Here is a 16,801-nt window from a genome sequence, read left to right as displayed (position 1 = left end):
CTGCGCGGAGCCAGTCGTCATCGGACGGGCGCCGCCATATTGCATCCGGAATCGACCGATGACCGGAAGGCGGTCGCGGCAGGAACCGTGGCGATCCGTTCATAATAGTCCCATGGCCGTCGGCTCTCAGCCGGCGATTTCACGCGATAGACGCCGAGGTCATAGGCGACACGGCCATTCTGCTGAAGAACCGCTGGCCGCCCGAATTTGTCCACTGGAAGCCTGCGCATCTCGGCGTTGACGATCGCGGCATCGTCACTCTTCGCGCTTTTTGCGGCTTTCAGGAAATGCAGGACGCCCGCATAAACGCCGGCCTGTTCCCGCGTTGGCATTCGCCCGTGCGTTTTGAGGAATCGTATAGCGAAATCTCGGGTGCCCTCGCTGTCGTCCCAATAAAACCCAGACGTAATGATCAAGCCTTGCGCCGCCTCCAATCCGAGGCTGTTGACGTCGGTGACAAAGGCATGAAGCGCCGCAATCTTTTGCGTGCGCATGAGGTCGAACTGAGCTGCCTGCTTGATTGCATTGACGGTATCGGCTCCGGCGCTGGCAAGCGCCACCACTTGTGCTTTGGAGTCCTGGGCTCGCAGCAGGAGCGAAGCGAAATCAGCGGTATTGAGCGGATGACGTGCGCGGCCCAGCACCGTGCCGCCGCGTTCTCCGACGACGACAGTCGCGTCCTTCTCGAGGTCATGCCCGAATGCGTAGTCGGCCGTCAGGAAGAACCAGGACTTCTGACCCTGCTCGGCCAACGCAGCCGCCGTGCCGCGAGCAAGCGAGTAGGTATCGTCGGTCCAGTGAGTGACATAAGGAGAGCAGCGTGCCCCTGTTATGTCGACGCTGGCAGCGCCCGACACCATCAGCGATCGCTTCTTCTCGGTTGCCAGCGTCATCAGGCCGAACACGGCGCCGGAATGAGGCAGGTCGACGATGACGTCGACGCTTTGCCGGTCGAACCACTCACGCGCGATCGCTGCGGCGACGTCCGGCTTGTTTTGATGATCCGCTGTAATAATCTCGACCGGAACGCCGTCGAACGAGCCGCCAAAATCCGAGACGGCCATACGGGCGGCCAGAATCGAACCTGGCCCGCCGACGTCCGCAACCACCCCGCTTTGGTCGCCCATCACCCCAATGACGATTTTATTATCAGAGAATTGGGCCAATGCCGACGAGGTCGACAGGCACGTAAGTGCCAGCAAAATAACGATTTTCTGGCGCATTTCGATAGCTCCCCGCTTCGTTGGGAGAGTCGTAGCAAAGCAGCGCGACACATATGTGACATCAATGACCCATATGTACCAGCCGTGCCTTTTTTCAGACAACGAAAGGTTGGCTGCGGTGATAGCGGGATCGAGGAACAGGTGAGCGTCGTAAGATCGATCGACATCGAAAGCGGGGACGGACAGCTTGACGCTGCATTGACGGCTCGAATTTGCTGGCACTATTTCAAGGAAGGCCAGACCCAGGACGTCATTGCGCAGCGGTTGAAGATCACGCGAAAGCGTGTCAATCGAATCCTGGGAGAGGCGCGCGAAAGCGGCCTTGTGCAGATAACGATCGCGGGCATTACCGGACCTTGCTTCAAACTCGAAGCCCGTCTCCTCGCAAAGTTTGGCCTGCGCAACGCAGTGGTCGTGCCTGCGCCAATTGGCGATACTGACGTACGCAACCTGATCGGCGCCGCGGCGGGTCACTACGTCTCGGAGAATTTGCCCGCAGCAGGCATGCTCGGCATCACCTGGGGCGGAACAATCAATGCGGCGGCTCAAAATCTCAGGCGCCGTGCCGGCGATGGCAGCCGCGTTGTCCTGCTATGTGGCGGGCTCGCGGAAAGCACCGCCATCAATCCTTACGACAATGCTGCGATGATGGCTCGCGCCTTGGGCGCCCGATGCTACTACGTGACCGCGCCGATGTTTGCGCCCACGGAGGATCTCCGCGATGCACTTGTTTCAAGCGAGCCTATCCTTTCAGTGTTGGCTATGGTCGCGGGGCTGGATATCGCGCTCCTGAGCGCGGTCGATTTGTCCGAGCAGTCGAAAGCTCTCGAATACGGCGTAATCTCCCTTGCAACCTGGCAGTCGCTGCGTGATGCCGGAGCCGTCGGCGACATTTGTGGTCACTATTTGGATCTTGATGGACAGCCCGTGGTGCATCCGCTGACAAAGCGCGTGATTCACCCAACGATCAGCAGCTTGCGACAAGTGCGCGAACGTGTTCTTGCTGCCGGAGGCCTTCAGAAAATACCGATTATCCGGGCTGCGATACGCGCACGGCTCGCCGATGTACTCATCACTGACGAACAAACCGCGATTGCTCTGTTGGAATGAGGGGCAAATCTTAACTCAGGAAGCAGCACGATTGGTCGTTAGGGGAATTTACCAGACGATCGAGTGCGACATCCGGAATAGCAAAAAGCCCTCGAAACTCGTCTTGTTTCAAGGATTTGTTGTCTGGTTGCGGGGGGACGTGCAACCATCTCAAATTGCTATTTCAGGCGGTCGCTTGGCGTTGCCCTCCGAAGGCAAAGGTCACACGTTCGAATCGTGTCGGGTGCGCCATTCTCCGGACGGCCTTCTCGTGACGACGCGTCATTTCATATTGATATCCGACTAGCGCCCAACTGAGAAAACGGCCGGCCGGCGCATGAAGACCTCGAACGGAGAGACGGCATGCTAAAGGACGCGAAGGTGGCAACCCGGCTTCCAGCTAAAGACCTAAATCGCGCGCGGGCGTTCTACTCGGAGAAACTCGGGCTTGAGCCGGTTGAACAGCGCGAGGGCGGGCTCCGCTATGTCTGCGCGGCCGGCGAATTTGCGATCTTCATCTCGGCCGGAGTGCAATCCGGCACGCACACGCAAATGGGCTGGGAAGTCCACGATATCGACGCGACAGTGCGCGAGCTTCGCGCGCGGGGAGTCGAATTTGAGGTGTATGACCTACCCGGCCTGAAGACCGTCGATGGAATTGCGGAGATTGGGGGAAATTACCCCAGCAAGGGCACCGGTGAGCGGGGCGCGTGGTTCCGCGACAGCGAAGGAAACCTGCTGGGAATCGGGCAGCCGGTTCGGTCTTGACGGTGCGGCTCGGCCACTCATGGTGAGGCTTCACTTCGCACCACGGAATTGATCGACCAGCCGCCATGAAGAAGGCAACTAGGTGGTCCGCGACATACCGAAGATTGCAGCCCATGACCGTAGCGCAAGATCGCAGTCCGTCGCTGGTTATCCGGCCGGGTCGCGTCGGCGGCCGCTGCGTCATAGCGCTAGGGGAAGCAATAGTGCCCATTTTCATCGGCCGTGGCGCGCCAGTTTCTCATTTTGCAGCGCGATGCGCGCCTCCAGACCGGATAGCGCGACACTTCTCACGCATGGCGATGGACTCAACGGTCAAGTTCCAAAGGCTTGTTGGCACTGTCGAGGAGTTCAACCGTGGTGAACCACAAGTCGTCGTCTCCGATCTTTTCGAGGTCGTGGATCTTGTACTCGCCCTTTCCGTAGACGAAGTGGCGCGCTTCGCCCGCGGAGTAAGCGGCCTCGATGATCGTCCCATCCTCCGCATGCGATCGCGCCCGCCCCGGCGTTACGGCGGTCCAAAAGTAATCCAGTACGTGACGGTGGAATCCGATGCGCTCGCCCGGAGCGAGGCGGATTTCCCAGACGCGCACGCGTTCCGTTTCAGACAAGAGCCTGGTGCCGACCCGCCCGTTGAACTGATTGGCGTCGAACTCCTTGCTAATGAAGTCCGGCCAGTCGGCCCTGCCCTTTTCGACCACGCTAGCGTTCATTGTGGTTCCTCCTTGAGGTGAGCTTTGCGAGAAGCATCATTCGACGGCCAGGCCGGTCTGAGCCCGAACATGCTGCGCGCCGAACGATGCGCGGACCGAGGCGGCCGCAGCGCTGCGATCCAACACCGACACCGCCCAGGACACCGCAAAGGCCAGCGGAACCGAGACGGGTGCCGGATTGTCGTACGGAAACGGCGCGGGCCCGAGCTTGAATGTGGCGGTCCACAGGCCCGGGCTGAGAGCGACCAATCCGATGCCAACAAGCCTGCGAGCGATCCGCTCACCGCGCCTCGCGGGCGTCACTCGCGGTAAAGAAGCGCATGAGGATGTGCGGCAGTCCCGCCGTACCGAAGATCAGGGCCAATCCAAGGGAGATCGCCGATACCGGATCCTTGACGAGGCCGCTGGGGGCCATAATAGCGTCGGCCTTCGGATGCAAGGCGACGGACTCTCGAAAGAGATCGCTCGGCCACAATCCGACCGGCGGCTCGATCACCCTCCCCGTCGCACACGCCGTGCTCAGGGTCGCGACGCGGTCCAATCTTGTGATCGTCGAGGACGATCCGTTCGCCGACCTTCCGATGGGCGCGGCCAACAGATTGGCGACGCTCGACCAATTGAATAACGTGATATCGATCGGAACGTTCTCGAAAACCTTGTCGGCGAGCTTACGGTCTGGCTTCATCGCAGCCCGCAGCGACCGCATCGCGACCCTGGCCGAGCTCAAAATGCTCACCACCGTCAACAGCTCCGGACATGTCGAGCGACTGCTGCATCGCCTGCTCGTGGACGGGCGCTACGACAGACACCTGAAGCGACTGTGGCAACGGACCGAGGCTGCGGCGAGCCGGGTTCAGGCCGATCTATCGAGCGCGGGTCACCAGGATCTATTCCGGCACTAAGGCTGGCTACTATGTTTATCTCCTGCTTCCGGAGGGCGTGGACGACATGACGCTCGCGCGAGAGGGCACGAAGGAAAGCATCTTCATCGCGCCGGGCAGCTTATTTTGCCTGGACAAGAACAGCCCTCTCGCGAGAGCCATCCGTATCATCGTTTCTCGGGCCAGCAACCCGAATTTCTACGAATTCTTGTTACGCCAACTGCACATGTAGCGGCTCAACTCGGCGCACTCACCCGACCTGGATATGTATTCTACCTCCCGCCGTATGCTCCACGGCCGCATCGATGCCGTAAACCTCTCCCAGCATCGACGTGGTGATCACCTCTTCCGGCCGGCCGTGCACGAACAGCCTACCCTCGCTCAACACCATAACTCTATCCGACCACGACGCGGCAGCCTGGAGATCGTGCAGGATCATGATCACGATCGTACCCGAGCGCGCTTCGTCGCGGACATTGGCGATCACCTGCTGTTGGTAGCGAAGATCGAGCCATAGCCCGTTCAAAAAAGGCGCGCGCCTGCGTCATGTACTCTGGCGTGGTCCCCCTGTTCGCGAAAGCGATGCCCTGGAAATACAGGTCCACGGCAACCGATTTCTTGGGTCAATGTCTAAAGATTGGCCCGCCAGCGTGAACCGGCGGGCCGGCGCCCTCGCCGTTCCTCAGTCTGGCCGCGCGAGCAACTTCGCGAAGCTATGGCGAGTTGCTGGTCGAGCAGACAACGGTTGCCTAGCTGGATCAATCGACGAGGCCTGCACTCATGCCACTGCTCCAAGCCATGGCAGCCCTTGCGCCTCTACGTCGACCAACTCATTCAGGTCCGCTTCTAAGTCCAACACGATATCGAGAAGCAGAGCCGCCGCCACTGGGTCTGTCGTTTCATGCGCCATCAATCGAAAGCGCTCGACCTCGTGCCAGCGCTCCTTCCACTCGCTGTCAGTCATGGCTCCCCCATGCGCTGATCCCCCAGCAGGCATGGGTATTGGTTCCTCAAACTGTGAAATTATTGCGGCGCGATGGGGCATAGTCCCTGCCCCAACCCCGCCGGCGGCGGGCAAGGTGAGCGCGGGACAGACGCCCAAGCCCTGTCGGGCGAAGAGCAATCGAAGCTGGAGATATTTGCCAGCTCGTTCGCAAACAAAATGAGCCGCGACACGGCCCGTGGCCCCGATAGCCGCCGGTTGAAGCGGTCGAATGGTACCAGCTAATAGGTCCGCCAACGTGAACGGGAGGCCGTCCAAGCGTTGAACCGAATTGACGCGCCGGCCGACCAATTAATTGGTGTCCAGCGGACCACCTTAGAATGAGGTGCCCGATGTCAAAGGCAAAAGAGCTTGCCGACCGAGCCCGAGCGTTTGAAAAACGCGCTGCGAAGGCGATCGATCTTTCATCACGAGAACACTATCGTGAGATGGCCGCTCACTACCGCGCGCTTTCCGTCGAGCATCGTGAAGCCGAACAATTGCAAAGGCTTTCCCAAGCTGGATTTGAACAGCTGGCAAAGAGGAGCAGCACCCCCACATTTCAAAATGCTGATAGGCCAACCTTTCAGCGCGCTATGGCGGTGGGCATAGTGCTCTGCGTCGCTTTTGTCGCCGTCAGCGTCTCATTGCGGCCGCAGGCGGGTGACGATCGCGTGCTGGTAAAGGCGGATCGCCTAATGCGGACCGCTGGCGATCCGTCCAAGGTGAGATAGTTTGCCCCTAAAATCGGCGGAGTTGCTGGGCGTACTCTGACAAGCCGATCGACTCGAGCCACTCGGTAACGCCTCTCATGACAATGGCACCTCCCTCGGCCCAGTTCTCAGTTCCGGTAGGTATCGCTTCCAAGCGCAATTGCCCCGCCCTGCACCGAGGCCAGCCGGATCTCGGTCATGGTATCTCCTCCGAAAGGTACGGTGGTGAGGGTTGCGGCAAGCGCCAGCTCACTTCGCCGGTCTGAATCAGCAGAAAAGCGACCGCCGCATGCAACCGCATTGTAGCCGGGGGAGCGACGAGTCGTGTCTTCGATGCCGCTCGACATGGCGAGCGGTGAATTTCCGCTTAGAGGTTAGTCCTCGCGGCAAAAAAATGATTCACTGGAAGAATGGCTTCGTTCGCGGCTCTGAAAAGAGTGAGCTTCCTGTTTTAGGAGGAACTTCTTCCCTGAGAACCAGGGAGCTGGGTCCGGAGACCACTCCGACCCCTTCTTGGACCAGCTTCTTGCGGGAGGAGCGCAAAACCCAAAGAACTCATGCCTCTCGAACATGCCGGCCCATCCGAAGCGCCTCATTCGCACGAGCGTCAGCTCTCGCGAGGCAAACAAGACCTTCACTGCCGGTCTTTCGCAGGCAACACAATTCGCGCCAGCGGGCTCCGACCGCTGCCGTCAGAAGTACAAAATCGCAGGAAATCGTAGTTTGGCGTAGAAAATCGTACGCTTGGTAGCGGGAGAGCGCTACCGCCTTTCCCCACACGACGCAAATCTGCGATATTTCCTCCGATTGTCCGCCTCAACTCAGAAGCTTGTCGAACGGCAGGTTCAAATCGGGGACACGCAACCACCGATACCGACATTCGCCTCAAGTCGCGATTTGAAACGTCCGGAGAATTTCATCGCGACATCCCTCCTCCAACCCCACGCTCAGAAGCTACGGTTTGCGCAGTGACTGGTGGTAACATCGCAGAACTGGCCGCAACAGCCTTTGTCGCGCTGCTCATTGTTTTGCTGTCGGTTCGAACGATCGGATACAGAGGAGAACAGTGCGGTGGCGGAGAGAGAGTCAGTCAATCCCCTTTGGAAGACAAAAACATTTTCGACCTAGCCCAAAACCCACCGTTTGAGCTACGGCCCAATATGGATTTCGCCGCCAAAAGCCTGTTTAGACAATGGTCCATCATCGACAACAACGCCATCAAACGACTAGCGAAAGGCGGATTGCCGTCGCGCCGCTCAGCCCGGTCGCCGTCCAGCTCCCAGGGAATCCGATCGCGGCTAATTGAAGTTCCGGCCCAGCCCTTGAATTCCATCGGCAGTCGATGTCGCCGGAAGAGCCAAAGCGTCATTTCGCGAGGCAACGCAACGCGGATTGAGCGGGCGCGCTGTGGCGTGGTCGCGGGTGAGGTACAACCACCGATACCGACATTCAGTTCAAGTTGCGATCTGAGAGTCCCTCTCCGGGTCGCGAACGCAGTGAGTATGTTATAGAAGATCGGTTCTTCTTAGTCGCCTCCGCCGGGCACCTGGTGCGGTCGGCGATATCCGACTTCATCGCCGGGGCGCGCAACCCGGCGTCACTTGCCGCCAGGATCGTCCGTTGAGCTCGGCCGCCCGGAGCTCGCTTTCGCCGTCTCAGCAAGCAGATTGCGCACCCATTTGTGAAGGCCCGATCGCGCCGTTCTGGCGCTCCAGTACATGTCGATGCTGATCGGAACCCGCAACGGAAGCGGCGCGACGTGCAATCCCCTTCGGAACGTCCGCGCCAGCTGGCGCGGGACGGACGCGACCAGGGTGCTGCCGGGAATGATGCGCTCCAGGCAATCATGCGTCGGCAGCGTGACAGCCGGCTGCAGCGCGATCCCCTTGGCTTTCAGCACCTCAATGTACAGCGGCCGCCACTCGCCACTATACGTGACGAAGATGTGCTCGGCTTTGGAGTAGGCCGAAAGCGAGATGCGTCCACGCGCGAGCGGATGGGCCGCGTCCATGACGCACACATATTCGTCGGCGAGGAGGCGCCGCCGGTAGTGGTTTTCGCCGACGATGCCGACCGGGCCGATGACGATGTCGCACATGTTTTGCCGGAGCTGCGTATCGCCGTGCCCCGCCGCCTCGATGAGCGCGAGCTTCACCTTGGGTGCAGCAGCGCGCAGCCGAGTCACGAACTCCGGCATCACGGTCTGCCGTTCGTGGTGGTTGCATGAGATCGTCACCGTTCCGGCCGCAGCAACCGGATCGAATTCGGCCGGTGTTGCGAGCCCCTCGATCTCCTCGACCATTCCCCTCGCCCACTGCACCAAACCGTCACAACGTTCGGTGGCTGCAATGCCATTGCCCTGACGGACGAAGAGCGGGTCCTGAAAGGCCTTTCGCAGGCGCTCGACGGTGTAGCTGATCGTCGACTGGTTGACCTCCAGGCGGTGCGCGGCAGCCGAGAAGGAGCCGAGGTCATAGACCACGACCAGCGTCCGGAACGCGCTGATATCGATAGGATCGAGGACGGGGTTCATATCGGGCTCCTCTCACAAACACATGGACTGGAGCTTAGGAGGTCATGTGAGATTTCGATAGCTGATATCTGGCCCATCGAATTGTACCAGGGACCATCGGGCGATACCCTTTTCGAAACAAACATTTTGGGAGGAGACCGTGGCGAGCGCCGTTCCCGTCATCGATGATATCGCCTACGAAGATCTACTCGTGGACCCCTATCCGAGCTTCAGGCGCATGCGGGACATCGCGCCGGCTGTCTTCGTGAAGGCGGCGAATCTGATCGTCGTGACGCGCTTCGAGGACATCGCGAAGATCGAACGCGACCCGGCCACCTATTCGGCTGATAATCCCACCTCTCTGGTCAACCGGGTCATGGGCCCGACATTCATGCGCAAGGACGGGGCCGAACACGCCGTCGGGCGCAAGGCGATCGAGCCGACCTTCCGTCCGGGTACAATCAAGGAGCATTGGGCGCCACTGTTCACCGACATCTGCAAAGAGCTGATCGATTCCTTCGTCGACGCAGGCGAGGCCAATCTGTTTCCCGCTCTCGCCGCCCCCATGGCCTCGCTCAGCCTGATGCGGATGCTCGGATTCGAGGACGTGTCCTGGCAGACATTGGCTCTGTGGTCGCAATCCCTCATCGACGGAGCGGGCAACTATGCGCGCGATGCCGAGATCGACCAAAGAGCGGCGGCCGCCGCTAGAGGCGTCGATGAGGCGATCGAGGCGGTCTTGGACTATCACCGCGCTCATCCGAATCCCTCGATCTTGTCCTCGATGGCGCACGCAGACCATCCGATGCCGATCGAAGAGATTCGGGCGAACATCAAGGTGATCATCGGCGGCGGATTGAACGAACCCCGCGACGCGATCCTCACGCTGGCGCTTGGTCTGCTCGGCGATCCCGTACAGCGGGACGCCGTCCTTGCTAAGCCTGAGCTATGGCCGGCCGCGCTCGAGGAGGCCGTACGCTGGATCTCGCCGATCGGCATGTATCCGCGCCGCACGACTCGCCCGACCGATCTATCGGGCGTCGCGCTCGCCGAAGGAACCCAGATCGGCCTCTGCGTCGGTGCAGCCAACCGCGACGAACGGCGTTTCGCCGAGCCTGACCTGTTCGACATTTCGCGGCCCAAGCAGTCGCATCTGGGTTTTGGCGCAGGTCCGCACTTTTGCGCTGGCGCCTGGGTGTCACGGCATCTGGTCGGCAAGATAGCGGTACCGATGCTGTTCGATCGTCTGCCAAATCTTCGGCTGCGGGAAGACGATGCTCCCGTCATTCGAGGTTGGGTGTTCCGCGGTCCGGTGTCGATGCCGGTCAGATGGGATGCCTGAGTGGCGCGCCAGCGGATCAAATGCCCAGATAGGCTTCCTGAACTTTTGGGTCCTCCCGCAACTGCTCGGACCCGGCAGCATGGACAACATGCCCGGTTTCGAGGACATAGCCGTAGTCGGAATGGGCCAGAGCGAGAGACGCATTCTGCTCCACCAGCAGAATGATAATGCCGGCGCTTTTGAGCCTGTCCAACACCGCGAAGATCTGTTCCACGATCAGGGGCGCAAGGCCGAGAGAAGGCTCGTCCAGCAGCAACAACTTGGGCGCGGACAAAAGCGCGCGCCCGATCGCCAGCATCTGCTGCTGACCTCCGGACAGGTTGCCCGCCATCTGCTCGCGTCGTTCCCAAAGGATCGGAAAGGTTTCGTAGATGTCGAGAATTGCCTTTTCGATGGCACCGCTATTCCGCCTGTAAGCGCCGAGACGTAAGTTGTCCTCCACCGAGAGCGATTTGAATATCTGGCGCCCCTCCGGGGAATGAGCGATGCCCATCGCGACACGGCGGTGCGATTTCAGTCTCTCGATCGGCTTTCCTTCAAATCGGATTGAACCTTGCTCGATCGGCAGCACGCCGGAAATCGCGCGCAACAAGGTGGTCTTGCCAGCGCCGTTCGCGCCGATCAGCGAGACCACCGTCCCCCGGTCGACCCGCAGGCTGACGCCCTTCAGAGCCCGGATGCGTCCATAAGTGACGCTCAGATTGTCGACTTCAAGCACGGCCAGCTCCGGCTGCTTCGGCACCCAGATACGCCGCAATCACCTCCGGATGCGAGCGAATGAATTCCGGCCGACCTTCCGCCAGGGTGCGGCCTTGAGCAAGCACGAGAATATGGGAGGAAATCTTCATGACCAGACGCATGTCGTGCTCGACCAGAACGACGGCGACGCCAGACCGGGCGACCTGCTGGATCAGCTCGTCGATCTCGGCCGTTTCGACGGCGTTGCAGCCGGCGGCCGGCTCGTCGAGCAGCAGCACGCGAGGCTCGGTCGCCAACGCGCGCGCGATCTCGAGCCGCTTCAGCGCACCGTACGACATGTTTCCGGCGAGCGTATCGGCCTGGCCCGACAATCCCACCCGCTCCAGCAGCGCGAGCGAGACGCGCCGGCTTTCGGCATTTTGCCGCCAGGTGCCGGGCATCGCGAACAGATCCCCCCAGACCCCCGTCTTTTCCCATCTGTGCCGCCCCGTCATGACATTCTCCAAGGCCGTCATCCTGAAGAAGATCTGCAGGTTCTGAAACGTGCGCGACATCCCCAGCCTTGCGAGGCGTTCGGGGGAATTGTTGGTGATGTCCTTGCCGTCGAGGTGAATGCTGCCGCTGCTCGGCGTGTAGAGACCGCTGACGATGTTGAAGAGCGTCGTCTTGCCTGCGCCGTTCGGACCGATGATGGACAGAACGTCACCGGGGTTCAGCGCGAAGCCGACATCCTGCAAGGCCGTCAGACCGCCAAACCGGATGCTGATGCCAGCGGCCGTCAGGATGCTCATGACCGCCTCCTCGCGACGATCGCGGCGAGGGACGGAACGATTCCGTCTCGTAGGAAGATCATGAACAACATGATGAGCAATCCGATCAGCAGGTCCTCGTACTCGCTGAAGCCGGCGAGAACCTGAGGCAGGACCGTCAAGAAGGTCGCGCCCACCACCGCGCCGATGGGAGATGCGATGCCGCCGATAACCACCATGGCGACGTATTCCACCGAGCTGAAGAAACTGGCCACGTCCGGCGTGATGAAGCCGTTCATCAGGGCCAACATGCTCCCCGCGGTCGCGGCATAGATTGCCGCGATGATGAAGGCCTGGAGCTTCCGTGCGGCGACGTCGATGCCCAAGGTCCGCGCTGCCGTCTCGCTGTCCTGCAGCGCACGAAGTGCACGTCCGGTGGGACTTTCGCGAAGGTGGATCGCAAGCGCCACGGCGATCAAAAGGCCGACGCCGCCGATCCAATACCAGTTCGCTGGACTGACGATGCGTGTTGACAGAATGGTGAGGCGCGGCACCCGCAAACCGTCGGGTCCACCGGTCAGTTGCACTTCCGAGGTCAGGACCAGCGCCACGATGAGACCGAAGCCGAGCGTGGCGACGGCCAGGTAATGTCCTTGCAGGCGCAGCAGCGGCTTCCCGACGAGATAGGCGATAAGGCCCGCGGCGACGATGCCGATCGCGGCCGCGGCGAGCGACGGGATGCCCAAAAGCGTGGGCAGGAGACCGACCGAGTAAGCGCCGATCCCCATGAACCCCGTCTGTCCGAGGCTGACCTGGCCGGCCTGTCCCATCAGAACGTGCAATCCGACCGCGGCGATGCCCGAGATCCAGATCAGAGCTGCGACACGAATCTGATACCCGGGATGCAGAATCAGCGGCAGCCCGCAAACGATCACGGCCAGGAACAACAAGCTCGCGTAGCGGGACTCAAGCAGGTGGCGCATGTGGTCACACCCGCTCGATCGTACGCTGGCCCATCAGGCCCTGCGGCCGGACCAGCAGAACGAGTATCAGTGCGATGAAGGCCACGGCATCCTTGTAGACCGAACTGACCAACCCGGCGGTGAAGGATTCCAGCAAGCCTAGCATCAGGCCGCCGAAGACCGCGCCGATCGGATTGCCGATGCCCCCCAGCATGACTGCCGCGAAGCCCTTGAGAGACAGGATCGCACCAATATCATAACGCATCAGCGTGATCGGGGCGATCAGGATGCCCGCGATGGCACCGATCGCAGCTGACAGCCCAAAGGCGAGGCCCAGCGTGATGTCGGTGTCGATCCCGACGAGTTTTGCCGCGAGGGAGTTAGATGCGGTGGCAAGCATCCCCTTGCCGACCATGGTGCGGCTGAGGAACAGCCACAAGGCGCCGAACATCGCCACGGCGCCGCCCAGAACCCAAAGGCTCTGGGGCAGTATGGTGGCGCCCAACACCGCAATGGGATTATCGCCACTGATGCTCGGGAGACCATGAAACTGCTTGTCGACGATCAGTTCGGCGAGGCCGCGGAGAAGCAGCGATGCGCCCATCGTGATGATGATGAGCGTGACAGGCGACGCACCTCTCGCCGGCTGCAGCGCCAGGCGGTGCAGGAGCACGCTGGCGACGACGGCAAGCAGTATCGCCACCAGGGCCGCAATGATCGGTGGCAGACCGAGGGCGATCAGGAAGATCGTGCCAAGGCCGCCGATCATGACGAACTCGCCCTGGGCGAAATTGATGATGTCGGATGCCGCATAGATGAGCGTGAACCCGAGAGCGACGACGCCGTAGATGGCTCCGACCGTCAAGCCGGAAAACAGCAATTGAAGAAAAGTACTCATGCCTGTTCCGGCCCCCCCGTGCATCGCCGCATCTGGAAGATCGTCTAATCGACGATCTGCCAGTCACCATCCTTGATCACCAGCATGTGGAAGGCATTCAGCGTCAAGCCGAGATGATCCTTTGGACCCATGTTGACGATGCCTGCCGTTCCGATGAAGCCCTTGGTGTTTTCCAGGGCATCACGGATGCCGGCGGGATCAGCGCTGTTGGTGCGCTTGATCGCATCGACGACCAACATCAGACCGTCATATGCGCCGCCCCCGAAGGTCGAGACCGAATCCTTGGTCGCCGTTTCGTAGGTGTGCTGATAGTTGAGAACCACATTCTTCTGCGGATCGCTGTCGGGAAGCTTGTCCGCGATGAGCAGAGCGGCAGCCGGCAGGCGTACGCCCTCCGCGGCTGGACCGGACAGCTTGATGAAGCTCTTCGAGGCCACTCCGGGATTCTGATACAGAGGAATGCTCTGCATGCCGAGCTGGCCATAGTTTCGGGTCAGGATCGCGGGTCCTTGACCCGAGGCGCCGGTATTGACGATGGCCTGAATGCCGTTCGTTCCCTTCACCGTGGTCAATTGCGGTGTCATGTCGGTATCCTGGGCGCCGTAGGAGAGATCGACAGCAATCTCCACGCCATAGTTCGGCGCCACCTGAATACACTGGGTTCGCATCGACGCGCCGAACCCGTCGGTGCCGGCGATCAAGGCGATACGCGTCAGCTTTCGCGCTTTCAGATCTGCGAGGATCTTTTCGCAGCCCATGCGGTCCGTATGCGGCGTCTTGAACACCCATTTGCGGGGAGGTTCGATGATGCTCACGCCGCCGGCCAGGGACATGAACAACGTCTCGGATTCCTCGAAAATGGGGAGCATCGCCATTGTCGTGCCGGTCGTGGAGCCGCCGATGACGAGCTTGACGCCGTCCTGCTCGACAAGACGGGTCGCAAACGTGCGGGCCTTGTTGGCATCTCCGCCATCGTCATAGACGATCGTCTCGATCTTGCGGCCAAGCACTCCGCCCGCGGCGTTGATCTGATCAACATAGATCTTCAACGTCTTGGCTTCCGGCTCGCCGAGGTAGGACGCCCCTCCGGACGTCGTCAGTACCACGCCGATGCGGATCGGATCGGTGGCCTGTGCCTGGGCAGTCAAACCGAGCATTGCCGCAGTGCAGGCCAGTATCCTGGCGAATCTCATCACGCGCATCCACTCCTCCCAACCGATTTGTGTTCGAGTTCGTTCGCTCGCTTATCCGTGGGCCAGATCAAGGCTTTTTGCCTTCGACCGGTCCGCATTGAAAAAGGGTCAGTCCGCCGGTCGCATAGTTCGCCGTATCGGCCGCGACCCGTTGGCCGATGTCCGAACCCATTGCGGCGGCCAAAGCCTCGCCGGTGTCGAACTCGCCCTCCCACATGCAGAAGAAGGGCGCTGGGCTCTCGGGCGCGGCAATATCGAAGCTGTGCCGGCTGGCTCTGAGGCCGGGCAGTTGGGCGGCCAATGGAAGATGTTTCTGTTCGTAATAGGACCGGAAGTGATCCGGATCTTTCGGTTGGCCATAGAGCACGACGATCTTGCGCATTTCTGTCTCTTCTCCTCGTCCGAATGCCGATGCGCGGTTCACCACAAATCGACCTACACGTCCGTTGCCGGCGCGAGCTTGCGGCCCCGGATCATGTCCGAAGCTTTTTCGCCGATCATGATGGTCGGCACATTGGTGTTGCCGCCCGGCAATTCCGGCATGACCGACGCGTCGACGACCCGCAGACCATCGATGCCGTGAACCCGCAGTTCGGGATCGACGACGGCCAACCGATCGGTACCCATTCGGCAAGTGCCGACTGGATGCGAGCGATGCCCTCCTTCGCACCGGATCGCCTCTGCGATGTCCTGATCGCTCTGGGCCTGGGGGCCGGGATAGAGCTCGCGTTCGACCATGTCGGCGATCGGCCGCTGAGCGTAGAGCGCTCGGCACGCGCGGATGCCGCGCACCATCGTCGCCATGTCTTCCGGATCATCGTAGAAATTGTTGAAGATGCGCGGACTGTGTGCCGGATCCGCCGATCGAAGCGAGACGCGGCCGCGCGATTTGGGATGAAGGGCGCCAACACGCACCGAGAAGCAGTAGACTGGCGGAGCCGTCAGAGCGGGGAACCAAAGGTCGGCCGTATTGCTGACCGTCATGCAGATGAACTGGACGTCGGGGCGATCCAGTCCTTCCTTGGTGCGGAGGAACACATTCGCCGCCGCACCGTTGGACGCGAAAATGCCGTCATGCCGCAGGAACCAGCGCGCCGTCAGCGCCGTCGCCCAATCCATGCGCAGGAATTTCGTCAAACCGGGTTTGCCGCGCGCCTTATAGATGTTGAGGATGTTGGGATGTTCGCCGAGGTTCTCGCCCACACCCGGCAGATCGAGAACCGGGTCTATGCCGACCGAACGAAGATGGTCAGCAGGCCCGATCCCGGACAGCATCAAGAGTTGCGGTGAATTGTACGCCCCGCCGGCAAGAATGACTTCACGGGCCGCATATTTTCGAAACGTCTCGCCGCCGCGTCGATATTCGACGCCGGTGGCGCGCCCCTTTTCGACGATGACACGGCTCGCCAGCGCGCCGGTCTCGATGACGAGATTGGGCCGATCCATGGCGGGATAAAGGTAGCCGCGGGCTGTGCTCGACCGCTTGCCGGAGCCGACCGTCGCCTCCATCCGGCTGATGCCCTCTTGCCACGCACCATTGGCATCGTCGCTCAGCCCAATGCCGGAAGCAGCAGCAGCCTTGACCAGCGGCTCGAACAGCATGTCCGGATAGTCCATCGGAGACACCGAGATCGGACCTCCGACGCCATGATACGTCGACTCGCCTCGCCAACTGTTCTCCAGCCGGCGAAAATACGGCAGCACCTCCCGGTAACTCCAGCCGGTCAGTCCCTCCTCGCTCCAGCGGTCGTAATCGCGGCGATGCCCGCGAATGCAGATTTGCGCGTTGATGGACGACGTCCCGCCAAGCGTCTTGCCGCGCGGAATGGGCAAGCGGCGGCCATTCAGTCCCGGCTCCGGCTCGCTTTCGAAATTCCAGTTCGAGGCCCGATCTGCCACCACCTTGAGGAAAGCGATCGGCATGAGCTGCAGGGGATGACGGTCCCGTCCGCCTGCTTCAAGCAGCAACACGCGCGTAGAGGGATCCTCCGTGAGCCGGTTGGCCAGAACGGCGCCGGCCGAACCGGCACCCACAATGATGTAATCCAGATCGTCCATCGCCCTTTGTCCTCGATCCGGG

The 16,801-nt window shown here is 61.1% G+C and carries 20 protein-coding genes and 1 pseudogene; 6 read left to right on the top strand and 15 right to left on the bottom strand.

From position 1 onward, the window contains the following. Nucleotides 1-17 precede the first annotated feature (17 nt). Entirely contained in the window at nucleotides 18-1,223 is a 1,206-nt protein-coding gene (locus ABIB99_RS06925; protein ID WP_354175235.1) for an ABC transporter substrate-binding protein, read from the bottom strand. A 141-nt stretch (nucleotides 1,224-1,364) separates the two neighbouring features. On the opposite strand from ABIB99_RS06925, the gene ABIB99_RS06920 reads away from it, so the two are divergent. Both ABIB99_RS06920 and ABIB99_RS06915 read left to right on the top strand, forming a co-directional pair. Beyond that, nucleotides 1,365-2,333, top strand: coding sequence for a sugar-binding transcriptional regulator (locus ABIB99_RS06920; RefSeq protein ID WP_354175234.1), 969 nt, complete (start codon nucleotides 1,365-1,367; stop codon nucleotides 2,331-2,333). A gap of 342 nt (nucleotides 2,334-2,675) precedes the next feature. Beyond that, nucleotides 2,676-3,080 carry a VOC family protein gene (locus ABIB99_RS06915; RefSeq protein ID WP_354175233.1) on the top strand — a complete coding sequence of 135 codons (405 nt, stop codon included), beginning with the start codon at nucleotides 2,676-2,678 and terminating at the stop codon, nucleotides 3,078-3,080. A gap of 305 nt (nucleotides 3,081-3,385) precedes the next feature. Here the strand turns inward: ABIB99_RS06915 and ABIB99_RS06910 are convergent, their stop codons facing one another. The 3 genes and pseudogenes from ABIB99_RS06910 to ABIB99_RS06900 all read right to left on the bottom strand — a co-directional run. After that, on the bottom strand, nucleotides 3,386-3,790 hold the full coding sequence (locus tag ABIB99_RS06910; RefSeq protein ID WP_354175232.1) for a cupin domain-containing protein: 405 nt from the start codon (nucleotides 3,788-3,790) through the stop codon (nucleotides 3,386-3,388). Nucleotides 3,791-3,826: 36 nt separating this feature from the next. Then, nucleotides 3,827-4,039, bottom strand: a complete 213-nt coding sequence (locus tag ABIB99_RS06905; RefSeq protein WP_354175231.1) for a hypothetical protein — start codon at nucleotides 4,037-4,039, stop codon at nucleotides 3,827-3,829. 34 nt (nucleotides 4,040-4,073) lie between these two features. Continuing rightward, a pseudogene (locus tag ABIB99_RS06900) lies at nucleotides 4,074-4,268 on the bottom strand (sodium:solute symporter family transporter); the annotation flags it as partial. Nucleotides 4,269-4,305: 37 nt separating this feature from the next. Between ABIB99_RS06900 and ABIB99_RS06895 the strand changes: the two are divergent. Together ABIB99_RS06895 and ABIB99_RS06890 are read left to right on the top strand one after the other, a co-directional pair. Then, nucleotides 4,306-4,692 carry an aminotransferase class I/II-fold pyridoxal phosphate-dependent enzyme gene (locus ABIB99_RS06895; RefSeq protein WP_354175230.1) on the top strand — a complete coding sequence of 129 codons (387 nt, stop codon included), beginning with the start codon at nucleotides 4,306-4,308 and terminating at the stop codon, nucleotides 4,690-4,692. Between the two features lie 37 nt (nucleotides 4,693-4,729). Further along, the gene (locus ABIB99_RS06890) at nucleotides 4,730-4,903 is read left to right on the top strand and encodes a hypothetical protein (protein WP_354175229.1); all 174 of its coding nucleotides are present in this window, start codon (nucleotides 4,730-4,732) and stop codon (nucleotides 4,901-4,903) included. A gap of 18 nt (nucleotides 4,904-4,921) precedes the next feature. On the opposite strand, the gene ABIB99_RS06885 is transcribed toward ABIB99_RS06890, so the two are convergent. Both ABIB99_RS06885 and ABIB99_RS06880 read right to left on the bottom strand, forming a co-directional pair. Beyond that, on the bottom strand, nucleotides 4,922-5,197 hold the full coding sequence (locus tag ABIB99_RS06885; RefSeq protein WP_354175227.1) for an ATP-binding cassette domain-containing protein: 276 nt from the start codon (nucleotides 5,195-5,197) through the stop codon (nucleotides 4,922-4,924). A 252-nt stretch (nucleotides 5,198-5,449) separates the two neighbouring features. Further along, nucleotides 5,450-5,635 (bottom strand): hypothetical protein, encoded by a 186-nt coding sequence (locus ABIB99_RS06880; RefSeq protein ID WP_354175226.1) that lies wholly within the window; start codon nucleotides 5,633-5,635, stop codon nucleotides 5,450-5,452. A gap of 371 nt (nucleotides 5,636-6,006) precedes the next feature. On the opposite strand from ABIB99_RS06880, the gene ABIB99_RS06875 reads away from it, so the two are divergent. Next, nucleotides 6,007-6,387: a hypothetical protein gene (locus tag ABIB99_RS06875; protein ID WP_354175225.1), complete on the top strand. Its 381-nt coding sequence runs from the start codon at nucleotides 6,007-6,009 to the stop codon at nucleotides 6,385-6,387. 107 nt (nucleotides 6,388-6,494) lie between these two features. Here the strand turns inward: ABIB99_RS06875 and ABIB99_RS06870 are convergent, their stop codons facing one another. Both ABIB99_RS06870 and ABIB99_RS06865 read right to left on the bottom strand, forming a co-directional pair. Then, entirely contained in the window at nucleotides 6,495-6,713 is a 219-nt protein-coding gene (locus ABIB99_RS06870; protein WP_354175224.1) for a hypothetical protein, read from the bottom strand. Nucleotides 6,714-7,963: 1,250 nt separating this feature from the next. Continuing rightward, on the bottom strand, nucleotides 7,964-8,899 hold the full coding sequence (locus ABIB99_RS06865; RefSeq protein ID WP_354175222.1) for a LysR family transcriptional regulator: 936 nt from the start codon (nucleotides 8,897-8,899) through the stop codon (nucleotides 7,964-7,966). A gap of 139 nt (nucleotides 8,900-9,038) precedes the next feature. Between ABIB99_RS06865 and ABIB99_RS06860 the strand changes: the two genes are divergently transcribed. Beyond that, nucleotides 9,039-10,220 (top strand): cytochrome P450, encoded by a 1,182-nt coding sequence (locus ABIB99_RS06860; protein WP_354175221.1) that lies wholly within the window; start codon nucleotides 9,039-9,041, stop codon nucleotides 10,218-10,220. A 16-nt stretch (nucleotides 10,221-10,236) separates the two neighbouring features. Here ABIB99_RS06860 and ABIB99_RS06855 read toward each other — a convergent pair whose 3' ends face one another. From ABIB99_RS06855 to ABIB99_RS06825, 7 genes are read right to left on the bottom strand one after another with little or no spacing between them, the layout of a single operon-like run. After that, nucleotides 10,237-10,938, bottom strand: coding sequence for an ABC transporter ATP-binding protein (locus tag ABIB99_RS06855; RefSeq protein WP_354175219.1), 702 nt, complete (start codon nucleotides 10,936-10,938; stop codon nucleotides 10,237-10,239). Then, nucleotides 10,931-11,710, bottom strand: coding sequence for an ABC transporter ATP-binding protein (locus tag ABIB99_RS06850; protein ID WP_354175217.1), 780 nt, complete (start codon nucleotides 11,708-11,710; stop codon nucleotides 10,931-10,933). The genes ABIB99_RS06855 and ABIB99_RS06850 overlap by 8 nt, the downstream gene beginning before the upstream one ends. Beyond that, a complete protein-coding gene (locus ABIB99_RS06845; RefSeq protein ID WP_354175215.1) occupies nucleotides 11,707-12,651 on the bottom strand; it encodes a branched-chain amino acid ABC transporter permease in 945 nt (314 codons plus the stop codon). The genes ABIB99_RS06850 and ABIB99_RS06845 overlap by 4 nt, the downstream gene beginning before the upstream one ends. A gap of 4 nt (nucleotides 12,652-12,655) precedes the next feature. Next, nucleotides 12,656-13,528 (bottom strand): branched-chain amino acid ABC transporter permease, encoded by an 873-nt coding sequence (locus ABIB99_RS06840; RefSeq protein WP_354175214.1) that lies wholly within the window; start codon nucleotides 13,526-13,528, stop codon nucleotides 12,656-12,658. A gap of 44 nt (nucleotides 13,529-13,572) precedes the next feature. Beyond that, the gene (locus ABIB99_RS06835) at nucleotides 13,573-14,730 is read right to left on the bottom strand and encodes an ABC transporter substrate-binding protein (protein WP_502917483.1); all 1,158 of its coding nucleotides are present in this window, start codon (nucleotides 14,728-14,730) and stop codon (nucleotides 13,573-13,575) included. 58 nt (nucleotides 14,731-14,788) lie between these two features. Beyond that, entirely contained in the window at nucleotides 14,789-15,103 is a 315-nt protein-coding gene (locus tag ABIB99_RS06830; protein WP_354175212.1) for an EthD family reductase, read from the bottom strand. 53 nt (nucleotides 15,104-15,156) lie between these two features. Further along, nucleotides 15,157-16,779, bottom strand: a complete 1,623-nt coding sequence (locus ABIB99_RS06825; RefSeq protein ID WP_354175211.1) for a GMC family oxidoreductase — start codon at nucleotides 16,777-16,779, stop codon at nucleotides 15,157-15,159. Between the last annotated feature and the right edge of the window lie 22 nt (nucleotides 16,780-16,801).

This window comes from Bradyrhizobium sp. LA6.1 (assembly GCF_040547805.1).
Classification (GTDB): domain Bacteria; phylum Pseudomonadota; class Alphaproteobacteria; order Rhizobiales; family Xanthobacteraceae; genus Bradyrhizobium; species Bradyrhizobium barranii.
Note: the sequence above shows the minus strand (reverse complement) of the source record. Positions and strands in the feature narration are given on the sequence as shown.